The sequence below is a fragment of the Achromobacter sp. SD115 genome (assembly GCF_017355315.1).
GTDB lineage: Bacteria > Pseudomonadota > Gammaproteobacteria > Burkholderiales > Burkholderiaceae_B > Achromobacter > Achromobacter xylosoxidans_B.
In genome coordinates this window covers 178,900-197,150 of record NZ_JADIJM010000006.1, presented here as the reverse complement: position 1 = coordinate 197,150, position 18,251 = coordinate 178,900, and the positions used below count along the sequence as shown (strand labels likewise).

General features: G+C 63.9%; 12 protein-coding genes. 4 read left to right on the top strand and 8 right to left on the bottom strand.

Going from position 1 to position 18,251, the window contains the following annotated elements:
- Positions 1 to 5: 5 nt before the first annotated feature.
- From rpsG to IPU70_RS11100, 3 genes are all read right to left on the bottom strand, one after another.
- Positions 6 to 476, bottom strand: a complete 471-nt coding sequence (rpsG, locus tag IPU70_RS11110) for a 30S ribosomal protein S7 (protein ID WP_006216561.1) — start codon at positions 474 to 476, stop codon at positions 6 to 8.
- A gap of 166 nt (positions 477 to 642) precedes the next feature.
- Positions 643 to 1,020, bottom strand: a complete 378-nt coding sequence (gene rpsL, locus IPU70_RS11105; RefSeq protein ID WP_005017264.1) for a 30S ribosomal protein S12 — start codon at positions 1,018 to 1,020, stop codon at positions 643 to 645.
- 564 nt (positions 1,021 to 1,584) lie between these two features.
- Positions 1,585 to 2,286: a response regulator transcription factor gene (locus IPU70_RS11100; RefSeq protein ID WP_207467307.1), complete on the bottom strand. Its 702-nt coding sequence runs from the start codon at positions 2,284 to 2,286 to the stop codon at positions 1,585 to 1,587.
- A 270-nt stretch (positions 2,287 to 2,556) separates the two neighbouring features.
- Between IPU70_RS11100 and IPU70_RS11095 the strand changes: the two genes are divergently transcribed.
- The 3 genes from IPU70_RS11095 to IPU70_RS11085 are packed head-to-tail and all read left to right on the top strand — an operon-like array spanning position 2,557 to position 6,753.
- Positions 2,557 to 3,273: a response regulator transcription factor gene (locus IPU70_RS11095; protein WP_207467305.1), complete on the top strand. Its 717-nt coding sequence runs from the start codon at positions 2,557 to 2,559 to the stop codon at positions 3,271 to 3,273.
- 35 nt (positions 3,274 to 3,308) lie between these two features.
- The gene (locus IPU70_RS11090) at positions 3,309 to 4,418 is read left to right on the top strand and encodes a FecR domain-containing protein (protein WP_207467303.1); all 1,110 of its coding nucleotides are present in this window, start codon (positions 3,309 to 3,311) and stop codon (positions 4,416 to 4,418) included.
- Positions 4,419 to 4,428: 10 nt separating this feature from the next.
- On the top strand, positions 4,429 to 6,753 hold the full coding sequence (locus IPU70_RS11085; protein ID WP_207467301.1) for a CHASE2 domain-containing protein: 2,325 nt from the start codon (positions 4,429 to 4,431) through the stop codon (positions 6,751 to 6,753).
- Between the two features lie 8 nt (positions 6,754 to 6,761).
- On the opposite strand, the gene IPU70_RS11080 is transcribed toward IPU70_RS11085, so the two are convergent.
- On the bottom strand, positions 6,762 to 8,024 hold the full coding sequence (locus IPU70_RS11080) for a serine/threonine protein kinase (RefSeq protein ID WP_207467299.1): 1,263 nt from the start codon (positions 8,022 to 8,024) through the stop codon (positions 6,762 to 6,764).
- Positions 8,025 to 8,180: 156 nt separating this feature from the next.
- Here IPU70_RS11080 and IPU70_RS11075 point away from each other — a divergent pair, with 156 nt between their 5' ends.
- Positions 8,181 to 8,576, top strand: coding sequence for a TssQ family T6SS-associated lipoprotein (locus IPU70_RS11075; RefSeq protein WP_207467297.1), 396 nt, complete (start codon positions 8,181 to 8,183; stop codon positions 8,574 to 8,576).
- A 110-nt stretch (positions 8,577 to 8,686) separates the two neighbouring features.
- Here IPU70_RS11075 and rpoC read toward each other — a convergent pair whose 3' ends face one another.
- The 4 genes from rpoC to rplJ all read right to left on the bottom strand — a co-directional run bounded on the left by rpoC (position 8,687) and on the right by rplJ (position 18,192).
- Positions 8,687 to 12,931, bottom strand: coding sequence for a DNA-directed RNA polymerase subunit beta' (gene rpoC / locus IPU70_RS11070; RefSeq protein ID WP_207467295.1), 4,245 nt, complete (start codon positions 12,929 to 12,931; stop codon positions 8,687 to 8,689).
- Positions 12,931 to 17,043, bottom strand: coding sequence for a DNA-directed RNA polymerase subunit beta (gene rpoB, locus IPU70_RS11065; RefSeq protein WP_013397030.1), 4,113 nt, complete (start codon positions 17,041 to 17,043; stop codon positions 12,931 to 12,933). Before rpoB ends, rpoC begins: the two co-directional genes overlap by 1 nt.
- Positions 17,044 to 17,205: 162 nt before the next feature.
- Positions 17,206 to 17,586, bottom strand: a complete 381-nt coding sequence (gene rplL / locus IPU70_RS11060) for a 50S ribosomal protein L7/L12 (RefSeq protein WP_013397031.1) — start codon at positions 17,584 to 17,586, stop codon at positions 17,206 to 17,208.
- A gap of 81 nt (positions 17,587 to 17,667) precedes the next feature.
- The gene (gene rplJ / locus IPU70_RS11055; RefSeq protein WP_013397032.1) at positions 17,668 to 18,192 is read right to left on the bottom strand and encodes a 50S ribosomal protein L10; all 525 of its coding nucleotides are present in this window, start codon (positions 18,190 to 18,192) and stop codon (positions 17,668 to 17,670) included.
- Positions 18,193 to 18,251: the final 59 nt, after the last annotated feature.

Below are 18,251 nucleotides of genomic sequence, written 5' to 3'. Positions count from 1 at the left end.
TTAAATTACCAGCGGAAATGGCTGAAGGCCTTGTTGGCCTCTGCCATCTTGTGCGTGTCTTCGCGCTTCTTCATCGCGGCGCCACGACCTTCGGAGGCGTCGATCAGTTCGCCAGCAAGACGCAGATCCATCGACTTCTCGCCACGCTTCTTGGCGGCTTCACGGAGCCAACGCATAGCCAGGGCCAGGCGGCGCACGGGGCGCACTTCAACCGGCACTTGGTAGTTGGCACCGCCAACGCGGCGGCTCTTCACTTCGACGATCGGCTTGATGTTGTTGATCGCCAGGCTGAAAACTTCGATCGGCTCCTTGCCGGTCTTGGTTTGCACTTGCTCGAGGGCACCGTAGACGATGCGCTCGGCGACGGCCTTCTTACCGTCCAGCATGACGACGTTCATGAACTTGGCGAGTTCGACGCTGCCGAACTTGGGATCGGGCAGAATCTCGCGCTTGGGTACTTCGCGACGACGGGGCATTGTTGCTTCCTTGTGTCTGTTCAGTTGAACCGTGTTTCATTACACGGCCATGGCCGTCCATGGAGACGACCCCTTACGTGCCGCGCACCTTCCCATCATCTGGATGGCGCGGTCGCACTTCCCTAGTGACGGACTGCCGCCACGCGGGGGTACTGCTGACTCGTTATTAAGCCTTCTTCGGGCGCTTGGCGCCGTACTTCGAGCGGGCTTGCTTACGATCCTTGACGCCTTGCAGGTCGAGGGAACCGCGCACGATGTGATAACGCACACCGGGCAAGTCCTTCACACGACCGCCACGCACCAGAACCACCGAGTGCTCTTGCAGGTTGTGGCCTTCACCGCCGATGTACGAAATGACTTCGTAACCGTTGGTCAGACGCACTTTGGCAACCTTGCGCAGAGCGGAGTTCGGCTTCTTGGGGGTGGTGGTGTACACGCGAGTGCACACGCCGCGGCGTTGCGGGCAGTTTTCGAGCGCGGGGCTCTTGCTTTTGATGATGCTGACTTCGCGCGGCTTGCGCACGAGTTGGCTAATGGTAGGCATGACCTTTGAAATCCCTTTTACGTACCACTGGGTAAGTACTTACGTACTCGTCTCCTCAAGCAGTGACTTTCGGAGAAGGCAGTTCGCGCAAAACCGCCTCAAACGTTCGTATACGTAAAAGAGCGGGCTTGCCAACAAACTATGACAAAACGCACAAAGCTGGATGCCGTGGGGCGACGGCGCCGGATAGACCCGTTGCCGCGAAGCCGCGTGGCTTGAAACGCAAGGCTCGTGACGCACCCCGTTCCCAGACACCGTACTTCTGAACCCTACCGCGGCCAGTTTTTGCGCGCGAAATAAAGCAGTAAGCCCTTTAGCATAACTGAGATCAAGGGCTGCTGTCAAAGAAAATTGTAAGCTGAGCGAGTGGCGTGTTGCCGGCAGAAGCGCGCCAGTTAGGCGGCAGTCGTGAAAATTAGGGCCACATATGCCGAAAATCGGGACCGGGATCAGGGTTCTGACTGCGGCAATCGGCGGGAGCAGTTGCCTGCGAACGCCGGACAGGGGCCGGGCGCTCCGGCGCCGGGGCGACCGTCAAGCGCGGCAGCCAGTATAGCCGTCCAGCTACTGGTCGGCGAACAGGTAGCCGCTGCCGTAGACCGTGCGGATCGGCAACATGACCCCGGCCAGCTCAGCCTTGCGGCGCAACCGGCTGACGATCACGTCGATGCTGCGGGAGCCGCTGGCGCGCACCCCGCCCCCCTCGACCTGCAACTCGTCGCCCAGCTCGATCCGGCCCACTGCCTTGCCCGCCACTTCCAGCAGCGAACGCACGATCAGGCGCTCATTGGCGGACAGCGAGATGGTGGCTCCCGAGGGCGCCGCCAGGGTCCAGCCCTGGTCGCGCAGTTCCCACTGGCCGTTCTGGGCCGGCTCGGCCTGGGACGGATCCAGCCCGGCGGGCAGGCGGCGCGCCAGGGACAGCAGGATGCAGGCCAGCTCGCGCGGATCCTGCGGATCCGGCAGACAGGCGTCCGCACCGCTCTGCAGGCAGCGCAGGCGGCTATCCACCGACATGCCGCGCCCCGTGACCACAATGCCCATGGACGACGAGCCGTGCAGGCGCGCCACCAGGGCGTAGCCGATTTCGCCCAGGGTCCCGACATCCAGGACCACGACGTCAAAGCCGCCGCCGTTGAGCAATCCAAATAATTCGAGAGACGTCGAGCAACCGCGTGCAGAAATACCAGCTTGCAGCAATGCGGACACGGCGACGCCGCGGGCGGCCTCGTCGGGTGACATCATAAGTATGCGCAATTGATTCATATCTGTTCCATACGACCAACAACCTCGACCGGCTCCGCCCCACGCCTTACTGCGGGGGGGAGAACGATTGAGACAGTGTGGCGCGTTGTTACGCAACAACTCCAGTCAAGATTCGTCAACTTTGCAATGTTTGACAGTTCTTGCCATAACGTAGCCAGCCGGGGCCCCTCCCGAGTTATCATTCGTTTACACCTATATATTCCTTTCCCATCTTGCAGTAGGGCGCCATAGCGCGCGCTTGCGTAGCAAACCTTCGCGAGAACACGTCTGATGAAAATCGCGTCGCTGGAAGACGACCTGGATCAAGCGCAGCGCATCCAGCAAGTTTTGACCACTGCCGGATACACCTGCAGCAGTTATCAGCAAAGCCGGGATCTCCTGGCCGCGCTGCGCACTGAGCAATTCGACCTGGTGCTGCTGGACTGGCATTTGCCCGACATCGACGGCGACGATGTGGTGCGGTGGCTGCGCGCCAATATCGGCCCGCGCGTCCCGGTCATCTTCCTGACCAATCGTTCCAGCGAGGACGATCTGGTGGAAGGTCTGCGCGCCGGCGCGGACGACTACATCGTCAAACCCCTGCGCCCCCTGGAACTGCTGGCGCGGGTGGCGGCCTTGCTGCGCCGCAGCCAGATCGCCGAACCCGCTGACGATTCCTTCGACGTGGCGCGCTATCGCATCGAACCCGCCGCCCGCACGATCACTCTGGATTCCGCCGTGGTGCCGCTCGCTCCCAAGGAATTCGAGCTCGCCCTGCTGTTTTTCCGCAATGTCGGCCGCCTCATGTCGCGCGACGTGCTGGCCGAATGCGTCTGGAACCGGGAAATCCCCGCGACCTCCCGCACCCTGGACACCCATTTGTCGAACATCCGGCAAAAGCTCCAGTTGCGTCCCGAAAACGGCGTGCGCCTTACGTCCTCTTATGCGCTGGGCTACCGGCTGGAGCTGATCAGCTCGCCGGAAGACATCGCAGCCAATCCGCAGTAAGCGCCTGCGCGCGCACCCCTGGAGAACCGATAGTCATGAGCCGCTGCCGCGCGCTTTCTTTGCTTGCCATGATCTCCTGCCTGGCGCTGATGGCGCCGGCCCGCAGCCAGCCCGCCGGCGCGCTCGGGGACGACTTCATCTACCGTGTGCGCCAAGGCGATACGTTGATCGACCTGGCAACCCGGTATACCCACAAGCAGGCCAACTGGAGCCAGCTGCAAACCCTGAACAAGGTAGTCACGCCGGAAACGCTGCCCATCGGGCTGGAATTGCGCATCCCGCTGTCCATGATTCCCGTGCGGCCAGCCGACGCCCGCGTCGTGCATGTCAGCGGCCAGGCGAATGTCGACGGCAAGGCCTTGCGGGCCGGCGACACCGTGGCTGAAGGCAGCACAGTCGGCACCGCCGCCAACGGCTTCGTCACGCTGGAACTGGCCGACGGCTCCAAGCTGACGCTGCCGGCCGGCGGCTCGGTCGAATTGACGCGCCTGCGCCAATTCGAAGGCACGGCGCTGACGGATTCCGTCGTCCGGGTGCAAAGCGGCGGCGTGGAATCGTCCGTGGCGCCCGCCGGTCAAGGCGTGGGCCGCTTCGAGATCCGCACGCCGGTCGCGGTCACCGGCGTGCGCGGTACGCGCTTCCGCGTGCAAAGCGGCGCGCAAGGCGTGCATAGCGAAGTGCTGGAAGGCAGCGTGCGCCTGCAACCCCACGCTCCCGGATCGCCCCCGGCCAAACCGGTGGCAGTGGCCAAGGGCTACGGCGCGGCGGTGGGCTCGGACGGCGCGGTCTCGGGCATGCGCGCGCTGCTGGATGCGCCGCAGCTGGGCACGCCCACGCGCGCGGGCGGCGGCGCCTGGACCGCCGACGTCTCGCCCGTGTCCGGCGCACAGAGCTATGTGGTGCGCGTCTCGCGCGATGCCGAAGGCGCGTTGCCGGTATCGTCGGCGAGCTTTCCCAGCAACGATATCCGCTTCACCGCGCCCGGTCCGGGCACCTATTACGTGTCCGTGCGCGCGGTGGACGACCTGGGTCTGAACGGGCGCGACGCGATCGCCACCTTCGAGGGCGCGAACATGCTCCTGACCTCCGACGGCTCGGGCGTGGCCAGCGGCACGGGCGGCCTCATCACGTTGACCGATTACTAGAGCCTGTCTCATGGCCGAAGCCGCCGATCCGCAGGACCGGACCTCGCGCTCAGGGCTGTGGCTGACGGTGGTTCTGGCGGTGTTTGCCGCCATCCTGGGCTCGTTCAACGGCCTGGGGCGCTTCGATCAAATCCTTTATGACCGCGCCTTGTCGTTGAGTGGGCGCGACGCCGATCCCGACATCCTGATCGTCGCGATCGACGACGACAGCATCAAGGCGCTGGGCCATTGGCCATGGCGGCGCGCCGTCCACGCGGCGCTGCTGGACCGCCTGCAGGGCGCCCGCGCCGTGGCGCTGGACCTGATCTTCGCCGAACCGGACATGGCCAATCCGAACGACGACCGCATCCTGGCCGACAGCATCCGACGCCATGGCCGCACTGTCCTGCCGGTCGTGCTGGACAGGCTCGACCGCCCTTCGGCGGTCAATGAGCCCATCCCCGGCGTGGCGCAGGCCGCTGCCGCGAAAGGCTTCATCAACGCGCGCATCGACCCGGATGGCGTGGTGCGCGCAGCGACGCTAAGCGCGCAGTTCGGAGACCGCCGTTGGAACCATCTGGCCATGGCCATGCTGGACGTCGGCGGCGAAGCGGACTCGGCGCGGAAACTGTTGCAGCGCGCCGCGCCAGACGGCAGCATCCTGATCCCCTACTCCGGCCCCACCGCGCATACGCGCACCGTGTCCTACCTGTCCGTGCTGCGCGGCGACTTGCCGCCCGAGGAACTGCGCGGCAAGTACGTGCTGGTCGGCGCCTGGGCCACCGGCCTGGGCGACGCCTACCCGACGCCGGTGTCGCACGACCTCAGCGGCATGTCGGGGGTGGAGATCATCGCGAACCTGCTGCAAGCCGCGCGCGACGATATAGCCTATCGGCTGCCGCCCGCCTGGAGCAATGCGCTGTTCGCGGCGCTGCCCGTGCTGCTGGCCTGCCTGGCCCTATGGCGGTTGTCGCCCAAGCAGGCGCTGCTGGTCAACCTGGCGCTGTTCGGCGTCATACTGCTGATGGCGTTCCTGTTGCTGGCCTATGCCTATGTGTGGTTCGCGCCGGCCGCGGCGCTGCTGGGCGTGGCGCTGTGCTATCCGCTCTGGAGCTGGCGCAGCCAGGAGGCCGCGTTGCGCTACATGGACAACGAATTGCGCCGGCTGCAGCGCGAGTACCCGCCGGTGTTGAACGAAGCCGGCGCCCAGGGCGCGGGTCCCAGCGCGTCGCTGGAAAGCCGGGTCGGCGAGCTGCGCCGGGCGCTGGCCCGCGTGCGCAACCTGCGCCGCTTTCTAGCCGACGGCCTGGACGGCATGCCGGACGCCACGCTCGTTTTCGATCAGGACGGCCGCATGCAATTCCGCAATCAGGCGGCGGTCATGTATTTTCAGCGGCTGGGAATGCGCCCTCCGCGCGTCGGGCGCCGGGCCACCCATCTGCTCGAAAAGACCATTTCCGATCCCGCCACGCGCCAGCGCGTGGCCGAGGCGCTCAGCGGCCAGGGACCGGTCGCGGCGTCATCGCCATGGAGCGCCGACCTGGAAGTACGCGACCATGCCGGACGCGACCTGATCCTGAAATGCGCGCCCATTCACACCGCCGAAGGCGACTTCGCCGGCACCGTCGCCACGCTGACGGACATCTCGCGCATCCGCCAGGCGGAGCGCCAGCGCGAGGAAACCTTGCGCTTCATCTCGCATGACATGCGCGCGCCCCAAAGCTCCATCCTCGCGCTGGTCGAAATGAAGCAGGAAAGCGGCGCGCCCGAGGGTCAAAGCGAAACCCTGGGCCGCATCGCCGCCCTGGCCAACCGCACGCTGCGCCTGGTCGACGACTTTGTGCACCTTACGCGCGCCGAATCGATGACGATCAGCGCGGTGGAACTGGATCTGGGCAGCCTGTTGCAGGACGCCGTGGACGAGTTCTGGGCCTCGGCGCAGAAGCGCGGCATCGAGCTCACCGTTGCGCTGCCACTGCCCGCCGCCTATGTCCGGGGCGATCAGACCCTGCTCATGCGCACGCTGTGCAACCTGATCGACAACGCGATCAAGTACAGCCCGGCGCACACCCGGATCGAATGCGGCATCGACGAGGAACCCGGCTTCTGGCGAGTCAACATCCGCGACCAGGGCCAGGGCATCGCGGCGCAGGATCTGGCGCGGCTGTTTGAACCGTTCTCGCGCGTGGGCGTCGAAACCCGCGGCGATATCGGCGGAGCCGGCCTGGGATTGGCTTTCGTGCGCACCGTGGCCGAACGCCACGGCGGATCGGTCGAAGTCAGCAGCGAGCTGGGCGTAGGTTCGGTCTTCACGCTGCGCCTGCCGATGGCGCCGGAAGAGATGTCCGCGGCGTAGCCGCGGCCCTATTGGAAGACGTGCGAGATCACGGCCGGCTTGCCCGCCTTGACCTCCAACGTCGTACGGTACGGCGGCAGGCCGGCATTGCGCAGCACTACCTGGTACTTGCCCGGAATCAGCCGTAGTTCCTTGACGGGAGGACTGATGCCGCGCGCCACGCCATTGATCCAGACCTCGCCCCATGGGCGGATGTCCAGCCGCACCAGCACGGGAACCGGTTTAGGCTTGGCGGCCTCTTCGGCCGCGACGGCGGGAGCCTCGGCGGGCGGCGTTGCCGCGATGACGGGCGTCTCGGCGGGTGGCGCCGGCAGGACCGGAGTTTCGCCCTGGGCTGGCGCGTTGCCCGGCGCCGACGTCTGAGGCGCGGATTCCTGCGGGGTTTGAAGCTCGGGCGGCGATGCTGGCGCCCCGGATGCGACGCCCGGCGCGGGCGGCGCCGGTGGCGGCATGGGATGCACGGCTGGCGGGTTCGGCTGAACCACTTCGGACCGGGTGATCAGCGCGTTGGGCGCGCCCATTCCAGACTCGAACCAGGCATATACGCCCGCAGCGATCAACGCCACAACGAGCAGCAGCGCCAACAGGGGATGACGCCCGCGCACGGGTGGACGCGCCGCGGTGGCTGCTGACGGTGGTGTCGCGTAGGACGCCGCAATCGGGGCAACGGGATCCGGCGCAGTTTCGACCTGCGCGGCAATGCCCAGCATGCCGGCCAGTTCAGCCAATGTCTGCGGCCGATCCGCCGGCGCCATGGCCAGGCCGGCATCGATCACGGACAGGAAATCCTGGCTGTATTTCGCCAATCCCAGGGAAGCGAGCGGCTCGTAGGTGTCCTCTGCGCGGCGCTCAGGCGCCGGCACGGGCCTGTTGCCGATGACCAGCGCGTACATCACCGCGCACAAGGCATAGATGTCGCTCCACGGGCCGCGGGGCCATTCCACCGAATCGGAATAGAGCTCGAATGGCGCAAAGCCGGGAGTCGGCGTGCGGGTGGCGCGGCGCGAACGCGCCACCACCAGTTCAGGCACCAGATGGGCCCGGGCGCTTTCGTCCATGCCCACCGTATCCAGCGAAATATCGCCGCAGATTTCACCTTGGGCATGCAGGGCCATCAAGGATGGCAACAGATCGGACAGAAGCCGCTTGATGCGGGTTTCCGGCACGCCCCCCGCCATGCTGGCGGCAATGGCGCTCAATGGACGCAGGGCAAGCGGCGCGGCGCCGGAAAAGGGGCCACGCGGCGTCAAGAGGCCGGCGGAAGAAGGCATGATCGGGACAGGCGCTGTCGCGCGACAGCTGAATTAACTATGGAATAAGGCGAATATTATCCAATACGCACCGCAAGGACATTGCGGAAAATGTCCGAGCGCATCAGGCTGTGGCACGATAGCGTACCGCTAAACCTCTCTACATCTTTGGAAGCCATGAAAATTCGCGTTCTGAGTAGTCTGCTCGGCTTATCGGCCCTGCTGGCGGGTTGCGCCGGCGTCACATCCCAGCCGCCGGAAGCGCCGCCTACCGCAGAAGCCCTGGAGCAGCTGCAGCAGGTACGCGACAAATATAGCGCCGGCCGCTACGGAGAAGTCATCCGTGGCGTCGCCACCTCCGACGCCCTGGCCACCTCCACCAAGGCCGTGCGCATCGAAGCCTATAAGCTGCAGGCGTTCAGCTACTGCGTGAGCAAGTATCCGCGGTTATGCGAAGACAGCTTCGCCCGCATCCTGGCCCTGGATCCCGCCTTCGAGCTGGCGCCGAACGAAGCCGGCCATCCCGTCTGGGGGCCCGTGTTCCGGCACGCGCAGGCCCAGGTCGCGAAGTAACCCCCCCTCTGCGCCAGACAAAAAAAGGCCGCTGATTCGCATCAGCGGCCTTTTTGATTCCGGGCATGCCGCGCCGGACTGCGCGCGGCATCCCTGCCGGGTGTCTCCGCTTATTCGGCGGAATCCTCGGTGCCCAGGTCGGATGCCGGCGCTTCCGTATCCGAGCCCACCGTGACCGGCGAGTCTTCGAACGGGTTGGCCAGCTGGCGGGCGGCTTCGCGTTCCGCGGCCTCCAGCTCTTCCTTGTCGCGGCGTGCGTGGTGGTAAGCCAGACCCGTCCCTGCCGGGATGAGGCGGCCGACAATCACGTTTTCCTTCAAACCACGCAGATCGTCGCGCTTGCCCATGATGGCGGCTTCGGTCAGGACACGCGTGGTTTCCTGGAACGATGCGGCCGAGATGAACGAGTCGGTCGACAGCGAGGCCTTCGTGATACCCAGCAGCACGTTGTCGTACGTGGCGGGGATGCGATCTTCAGCCTGCATGCGGTCATTCGCATTCAGCAGCTCGGAACGCTCGACCTGCTCGCCCGGGATGAACTCGGTATCGCCAGCGTCAACGATGTTCACACGACGCAGCATCTGACGAACAATCACTTCGATGTGCTTGTCGTTGATCTTCACGCCCTGCAGACGGTACACGTCCTGCACTTCGTCGACGATGTAGGTCGCCAGCTTCTCGATGCCTTGCAAGCGCAGGATGTCGTGAGGATCGGCCGGGCCGTCCACGATCATTTCGCCCTTGTTCACCACCTGGCCGTCGTGCACCAGAACCTGCTTTTCCTTCGGAATCAGGAACTCGTGGCTCACGCCTTCCAGGTCGGTGATGACCAGACGCTGCTTGCCCTTGGTGTCCTTGCCGAACGAAACCGTGCCGGTAACATCGGCGAGCATGCCGGCGTCCTTGGGCGAACGGGCTTCGAACAGCTCGGCCACTCGCGGCAGACCGCCGGTAATGTCGCGGGTCTTTTGCGATTCTTGCGGAATATGCGCCAGAACTTCACCCACGGCAACCTGCTGGCCGTCGCGCACGGTAATCAGCGCGCCCACCGGGAACGAGATGTTCACCGAGTGATCGGTGCCGGCGATCTTGACGTCTTCGCCTTGCTCGTTGACCAGCTTGATCTGCGGACGCATGACGATCTTGCCGCCACGGGTCTTCGGCGTGATGACGACGAGCGTCGACAGGCCGGTGACTTCGTCCACCTGCTTGGCAACGGTCACGCCTTCTTCGATGTTCTCGAAGCGGACGGCGCCGCCGTATTCCGACACGATCGGACGGGTCAGCGGATCCCACGTCGCCAGACGCGCGCCCGCCTTCACGGCTTCGCCATCGCCCACCAGCACGGTCGCGCCGTACGGGATCTTGTGGCGTTCGCGTTCGCGGCCGTTGTCGTCGAAGATCGCCAGTTCGCCGGAGCGCGAGATCGCCACACGTTCGCCCTTGGCGTTCGTGACATAGCGCATCGTGCTGGCAAAACCGACGTTACCGCTGGACTTGGTTTCCACCGCGCTGGCCAGAGCCGAACGCGACGCCGCGCCACCGATGTGGAACGTACGCATCGTGAGCTGCGTGCCCGGTTCGCCAATGGACTGGGCGGCGATGACGCCAACCGCTTCGCCCTGGTTGACCGGCGAGCCACGACCCAGATCGCGGCCGTAGCAGTGCGCGCACAGACCGTGGCGCGTTTCGCAGGTCAGCGGGGTGCGGACCTTGACTTCGTCCACGCCGATGCGGTCGATGGTGTCAACCAGGTCTTCGTCCAGCAGGGTACCGGCGACGATGGCCGTTTCCTGCGTGTCCGGGTTGATGATGTCGATGGCGGCAACACGACCCAGGATCCGGTCGCGCAGCGGCTCGATGACTTCACCGCCCTCGACCAGGGCCTTCATGTTGTAGCCCTGCGAAGTGCCGCAATCGTCCTCGGTGATCACCAAGTCTTGCGTCACGTCGACCAGACGGCGGGTCAGGTAACCCGAGTTGGCGGTCTTCAGTGCCGTATCGGCCAGACCCTTACGCGCGCCGTGAGTCGAGATGAAGTACTGGAGTACGTTCAGGCCTTCACGGAAGTTCGCGGTAATGGGCGTTTCGATAATCGAGCCGTCCGGCTTGGCCATCAGGCCGCGCATACCGGCCAGCTGGCGGATCTGGGCGGCCGAACCGCGGGCGCCCGAGTCAGCCATCATGTAGATGGAGTTGAACGATTCCTGGCGCACTTCCTCGCCGTGACGGTTGATCACGGGTTCGGTGGCCAGTTGTTCCATCATCGCCTTGCCGACCTTGTCGCCGGCCTTGCCCCAGATGTCCACCACGTTGTTGTAGCGTTCCTGGGACGTGACCAGACCCGACGAGTACTGCTTGTCGATTTCCTTCACTTCGCGGCTGGCTTCGGCCAGGATGCCTTCCTTGGCGGTCGGGATCAGCATGTCGCCCATGGCGATGGAGATACCGCCGCGCGTGGCCAGGCGGAAGCCCGACTGCATCAGCTTGTCAGCGAAGATCACGGTGTCGCGCAGGCCGCAACGGCGGAACGACTGGTTGATCAGGCGCGAGATTTCCTTCTTCTTCAGCGCCTTGTTCAGCACCGTGAAGGGCAGGCCCTTGGGCAGGATTTCGGACAGCAGCGCGCGGCCGACCGTCGTCTCGTGACGGCGGATCACCGGCTGCCATTCGCCAGCCTCGTCGCGCTCGTGTTCCTTCAGGCGCACGGTGATGCGCGACTGCAGTTCGACTTCGCCGTTGTCGTAGGCGCGCTGCACTTCAGCGACGTCGGTGAAGAAGATGCCTTCGCCGCGGCCGTTGATGCGCTCGCGCGTCGTGTAGTACAGACCCAGCACGATGTCCTGGGACGGCACGATCGACGGTTCGCCGTTGGCCGGGAACAGCACGTTGTTCGAGGCCAGCATCAGCGTGCGCGCTTCCAGCTGGGCTTCCAGCGACAGCGGCACGTGGACGGCCATCTGGTCACCGTCGAAGTCGGCGTTGAACGCCGCGCAAACCAGCGGGTGCAGCTGGATGGCCTTGCCTTCGATCAGGACCGGCTCGAACGCCTGGATGCCCAAACGGTGCAGCGTGGGCGCACGGTTCAGCATGACCGGGTGTTCGCGGATGACTTCTTCCAGGATGTCCCAGACCACCGGTTCCTGGCTTTCCACCAGCTTCTTGGCAGCCTTGATGGTCGTGGCCAGGCCCATCATCTCCAGGCGATTGAAGATGAACGGCTTGAACAGTTCCAGGGCCATCAGCTTGGGCAGGCCGCACTGGTGCAGCTTGAGCTGCGGACCCACCACGATGACCGAACGGCCCGAGTAGTCGACGCGCTTGCCCAGCAGGTTCTGACGGAAACGACCGCTCTTGCCCTTGATCATGTCGGCCAGGGACTTGAGCTGGCGCTTGTTGGCGCCCGTCATGGCCTTGCCGCGGCGACCGTTGTCCAGCAGCGAGTCGACGGCTTCCTGCAGCATCCGCTTTTCGTTGCGCAGGATGATTTCCGGAGCCTTCAGCTCCAGCAGGCGCTTCAAGCGGTTGTTGCGGTTGATGACGCGGCGGTACAGGTCGTTCAGGTCGGAGGTCGCGAAGCGGCCGCCGTCCAGCGGCACCAGCGGACGCAGGTCCGGCGGCAGCACGGGCAGCACTTCCATGACCATCCACTCGGCCTTGATGCCCGACTTCTGGAAGCCTTCCAGCACCTTCAGGCGCTTGGAGATCTTCTTGATCTTGGCTTCCGAGCTGGTGGCCTTCAGTTCGCCGCGCAGCGTTTCCACTTCGCGGTCGATATCGATGGTGCGCAGCAGTTCGCGCACGGCTTCCGCGCCCATCAGGGCACGGAAGTCGTCGCCGTACTCTTCGGTCTTGGCGAGGAAATCGTCATCCGACATGATCTGGCCGCGCTTGAGCGGCGTCATGCCAGGTTCGATCACGCACCAGGCTTCGAAGTACAGCACGCGTTCGATGTCGCGCAGGGTCATGTCGAGCACCATGCCCAGACGCGACGGCAGGCTCTTCAGGAACCAGATGTGCGCGACGGGGCTGGCCAGCTCGATGTGGCCCATGCGTTCACGGCGAACCTTGGCGACGGTGACTTCCACGCCGCACTTTTCGCAGATCACGCCACGATGCTTCAGGCGCTTGTACTTGCCGCACAAGCACTCGTAGTCTTTGATCGGGCCAAAGATCTTGGAGCAGAACAGGCCGTCGCGCTCAGGCTTGAACGTGCGGTAGTTGATGGTCTCGGGCTTGCGAACTTCGCCGTAGGACCACGAACGGATCTTCTCGGGCGAGGCGATGCCGATCTTGATGGCATCGAACTGCTCGTCTTGCGAGACTTGCTTAAAGAGGTCGAGTAGCGCTTTCATTAGTTACGCTCCAAATCCATGTCCAGGGCCAACGAGCGGATTTCCTTGACCAGCACGTTGAACGATTCCGGCATGCCGGCGTCGATGACGTGGTCGCCCTTGACGATGTTTTCGTATACCTTGGTACGGCCGGTGATGTCGTCGGACTTCACCGTCAGCATTTCCTGCAGGGTGTAGGCGGCGCCGTATGCTTCCAGCGCCCACACTTCCATTTCCCCGAAACGCTGGCCGCCGAACTGCGCCTTGCCGCCCAGAGGCTGCTGGGTAACCAGCGAGTACGGGCCGGTCGAACGCGCGTGCATCTTATCGTCGACCAAGTGGTGCAGCTTCAGGTAGTGCATGTAGCCGACCGTGACGGGACGCTCGAACTGCTCGCCCGTGCGGCCGTCGTACAGCCATGCCTGCGTACGCGACGGCGTCAGCGCCATGCGCTTGGCGACTTCGTCCGGATAGGCCAGCTCCAGCATCGTGGTGATTTCCTCTTCGGTCGCGCCGTCGAAGACGGGCGTCGCGAACGGCACGCCGTTCTTGAGGTTCTGGGCCATTTCCATGACTTCTTCGTCGGTCAGCTCGTCGATGCGGGCGCCGGTGCCGGTCGTGTTGTAGACCTTGTCCAGGTAGGCACGGATGTTCTTGACCTGTGCGGTGCGTTCATCGCGCAGCATGTCGGCGATGCGATGGCCCACGCCCTTGGCAGCCCAGCCCAAGTGCACTTCCAGCACCTGGCCGACGTTCATCCGCGAGGGCACGCCCAGCGGGTTCAGAACGATGTCGGCCGGCGTGCCGTCAGCCATGTGCGGCATGTCTTCCACCGGGGTGATGCGCGAGACCACGCCCTTGTTGCCGTGACGGCCTGCCATCTTGTCGCCAGGCTGCAGACGACGCTTCACGGCCAGGTAGACCTTGATCATCTTCAGCACGCCCGGGGGCAGCTCGTCGCCTTGCGTCAGCTTCTTGCGCTTTTCTTCGAAGGCCAGGTCGAACTGGTGGCGCTTCTGCTCCAACGATTCCTTGGCCTGCTCCAGCACGACGGCGTGCGGCTCGTCGGCCAGGCGGATGTCGAACCACTGCCAGCGGTCCAGATCAGCCAGGTATGCCTTGGTGATCGTGGCGCCCTTGGCCAGCTTGCGCGGGCCGCCGTTGACGGTCTTGTTGACCAGCATCTTTTCGATACGGTCGAACTGGTCGTTTTCAACGATGCGCAGCTGGTCGTTCAGGTCCTGGCGATAGCGGCGCAGTTCATCGTCGATGATGGACTGGGCGCGCTTGTCGCGCACGATGCCTTCGCGCGTGAACACTTGCACGTCGATCACGGTGCCCGTCATGCCCGAGGGCACGCGCAGCGAGGTGTCCTTAACGTCGGACGCCTTTTCGCCGAAGATGGCGCGCAGCAGCTTTTCTTCCGGCGTCAGCTGGGTTTCGCCCTTGGGCGTGACCTTGCCGACCAGCACGTCGTCGGCGCTGACTTCGGCGCCGATGTACGTGATGCCCGAATCGTCCAGGCGGTTCAGTTGCGTCTCAGCCAGGTTGCTGATGTCGCGCGTGATTTCTTCCGGACCCAGCTTGGTGTCGCGGGCAACGACCGTCAGTTCCTCGATGTGAACCGAGGTATAGCGGTCATCGGCCACAACCTTTTCGGAGATCAGGATCGAGTCTTCGAAGTTGTAGCCGTTCCACGGCATGAACGCGATCAGCATGTTCTGACCCAGGGCGAGTTCGCCCAGGTCGGTCGATGCGCCGTCAGCCAGCACGTCGCCCTTGGCGACCTTGTCGCCACGCTTGACGATGGGACGCTGGTTGATGTTCGTGTTCTGGTTGGAACGCGTGTACTTGATCAGGTTGTAGATATCGACACCGACTTCGCCGGCGACGTTTTCTTCATCGTTCACGCGGATCACGACGCGCTCGGCGTCGACGTGGTCGACCAGGCCGCCACGCAGAGCTTGCACGGTCGTGCCCGAGTCAACGGCCACGGTACGTTCGATACCCGTACCCACGACCGGCTTTTCCGGACGCAGGCAAGGCACGGCCTGACGTTGCATGTTGGCGCCCATCAGCGCGCGGTTCGCGTCGTCGTGCTCCAGGAACGGAATCAGCGAGGCGGCAACCGACACGATCTGCGACGGGGCAACGTCCATGTAGTGCACGTTGGCCGGAGCGGTCAGCATGGTTTCGCCGGCTTCGCGGCAAGCCACCAAGTCGTCCACGAAACGGCCTTCTTCGTCGAGCGCGGCGTTGGCCTGCGCGATGACGTAGTGGCTTTCTTCGATGGCCGACAGGTAGTCGATCTGCTCGCTGACCTTGCCGTCGATGATCTTGCGGTAAGGCGTTTCCAGGAAGCCGTACTCGTTCAGGCGAGCGTACAGCGCCATGGAGTTGATCAGGCCGATGTTCGGGCCTTCCGGCGTTTCGATCGGGCAGACGCGGCCATAGTGGGTCGGGTGCACGTCGCGGACTTCAAAGCCGGCGCGCTCGCGGGTCAGACCGCCCGGGCCCAGTGCGGAAACGCGACGCTTGTGCGTAATTTCCGACAGCGGGTTGGTCTGGTCCATGAACTGCGACAGCTGGCTCGAACCGAAGAACTCCTTGATGGCGGCCGAGATCGGCTTGGAGTTGATCAGGTCGTGCGGCATCAGGTTTTCCGTCTCGGCCTGGCCCAGACGTTCCTTGACGGCGCGTTCGACGCGCACCAGGCCGGCGCGGAACTGGTTTTCGGCCAGTTCGCCGACGCAACGCACGCGACGGTTGCCCAGGTGATCGATGTCGTCGATCTGGCCACGGCCGTTACGCAGCTCGACCAGCACCTTGATGGTCTCAAGGATGTCTTCGTTGGTCAGCGTCATCGGACCGGTGATGTCTTCACCACGGCCCAGACGGCTGTTGACCTTCATGCGGCCGACGCGCGACAGATCGTACGTTTCTTCGCTGTAGAACAGACGCTGGAACAACGCTTCCACCGCTTCTTCGGTGGGCGGTTCGCCGGGGCGCATCATGCGGTAGATGGCGACGCGAGCGGCCATCTGATCTGCGGTTTCGTCGGTGCGCAGCGTCTGCGAGATGTACGGACCGCGATCCAGGTCGTTCGTGTAGAGCGCCTGGATGTCGTAGACGTTGGAGGCGCGCAGGGCGCCCAGCACGCTTTCCGTGATCTCGTCATTCGCGTTGGCGATGACTTCACCGGTATCCGGGTCGACGATGTTCTTGGCCAGCACGCGGCCGTACAGGAAGTCTTCCGGCACGGAGATGCGCTGGATGCCACCGGCAGCCAGGTCGCGCAGATGCTTGGCGTTGATGCGCTTGTCTTTTTCGACAATGACCTTGCCGTCGCGATCCGAGATGTCGAAACGGGCCATTTCGCCCTTCCAACGCTCGGGCACGAATTCCATCATCGCGCCTTCGCTCTTCAATTCGAAGTTGTCGAAATCGAAGAAGTTGGCCAGGATGGATTCCGGCGTCATGCCGATGGCCTTGCACAGGATCGTGACGGGCATCTTGCGGCGGCGGTCGACACGGAAGAACAGGACGTCCTTCGGATCGAATTCGAAGTCCAGCCACGAACCGCGGTAAGGAATCACGCGGGCCGAGAACAAGAGCTTGCCGGAGCTGTGGGTCTTGCCGCGGTCGTGCTCGAAGAACACGCCAGGCGAGCGGTGCAGCTGCGAGACGATGACACGCTCGGTGCCGTTGATGACGAAGGAACCCGTGCCCGTCATGAGCGGAATTTCGCCCATGTAGACTTCCTGTTCCTTCACTTCCTTCACGGTGGGCTTGCTGACTTCGCGGTCAAGCAGCACCAGGCGGACCTTGGCTCGCAGGGGCGAGGCATAGGTCAGGCCACGTTGCTGACATTCCTTGACATCGAACACCGGTTCGCCGAGCACATAGCTCACGAACTCCAAGCGCGCCATACCGTTGTGACTAACGATCGGGAAAATCGACGAGAACGCCGCCTGCAAACCGTCGGCTACGCGATCGGACGGGGCGGTATCCGCCTGCAGGAAAGTTAGGTAGGATTGAAGCTGTGTCGCCAACAGGAAGGGAACGTTTTGAACGTCTTCACGCTTGGCGAAGCTTTTGCGGATGCGCTTTTTTTCGGTGTACGAGTAAGGCATGAGCACTCCGACTCGAGGTTGCATGGGCCGTCAACCACGGCCCCAGGTGATACGACTCCAGGAAACCCCTCTGAAAAGGCATGACCCCAGTAGGGGTTTCCTGGAAACGCAAAAGCCCGGGGACTGCAAACTGCGCTGTCCCCGGGCAAGTTGACGCAGGTCTTACTTGACTTCGACCTTGGCGCCAGCTTCTTCCAGCTTCTTCTTGGCGGCTTCGGCGTCAGCCTTGGCCACAGCTTCCTTGACGGGCTTCGGAGCGCCGTCGACCAGGTCCTTGGCTTCCTTCAGACCCAGACCGGTCAGCTCGCGCACGGCCTTGATGACGCTAACCTTGTTGGCGCCAGCTTCGGTCAGAACGACGGTGAACTCGGTTTGCTCTTCAGCAGCGGCGGCAGCGCCACCAGCGGCGGGAGCAGCGACAGCGACAGCGGCGGCAGCAGCCGACACGCCGAACTTCTCTTCCATTTCCTTGATCAGCTCGGACAGCTCGAGCACGGTCATGCCAGCGATGGCGTCAAGGATTTCAGCTTTGTTAAGTGCCATTTTTCAGAACTCCAAATAATTTGGTAATGCCAGGGTTTGGGTGTCGCTCGGTCGTTCAGCGAATTCCGGACAGCAGGGCGATTAGGCCGCTGCCTTCTGGTCGCGCACAGCCGCGAGGCCACGGGCGAACTTGGTCGGAACTTCGTTGAGCGTACGCACGAATTGCGCGATGGGGGCTTGCATGGTGCCCAGCAGTTTCGACAGCAACTCTTCGCGCGAGGGCATGGTGGCCAGGGCCTTCACGCCGTCTTGGTTCAGCAGGCTGTTGGGCAGAGCGCCCGCCTTGATGACCAGCTTGTCGTTGCTTTTCGCGAAACCTGCGAGGACCTTGGCCGCCGAAACCGGATCAGCGCTGATGCCATAGATCAGCGGACCGGTCAGTTGCTCAGCCAACGGCTCGAAAGCCGTGCCGGCAACAGCACGACGGGCCAGCGAGTTCTTCAGAACACGCAGATACACGCCCGATTCACGCGCAGTTTTGCGCAGTACGGTGACAGAGGCGACGTCCAGACCACGGTACTCAGCGATAACAATCGATTGGGCCTTGGCGACTTCCGCCGAGACTTCCTCGATTACCACCGCTTTCTCTTGACGATTGAGACTCACGGTTTGAACACTCCATCAAAAGACGCCTGGGGCCTGAGCCTTGCGCGTCAACCGAATGC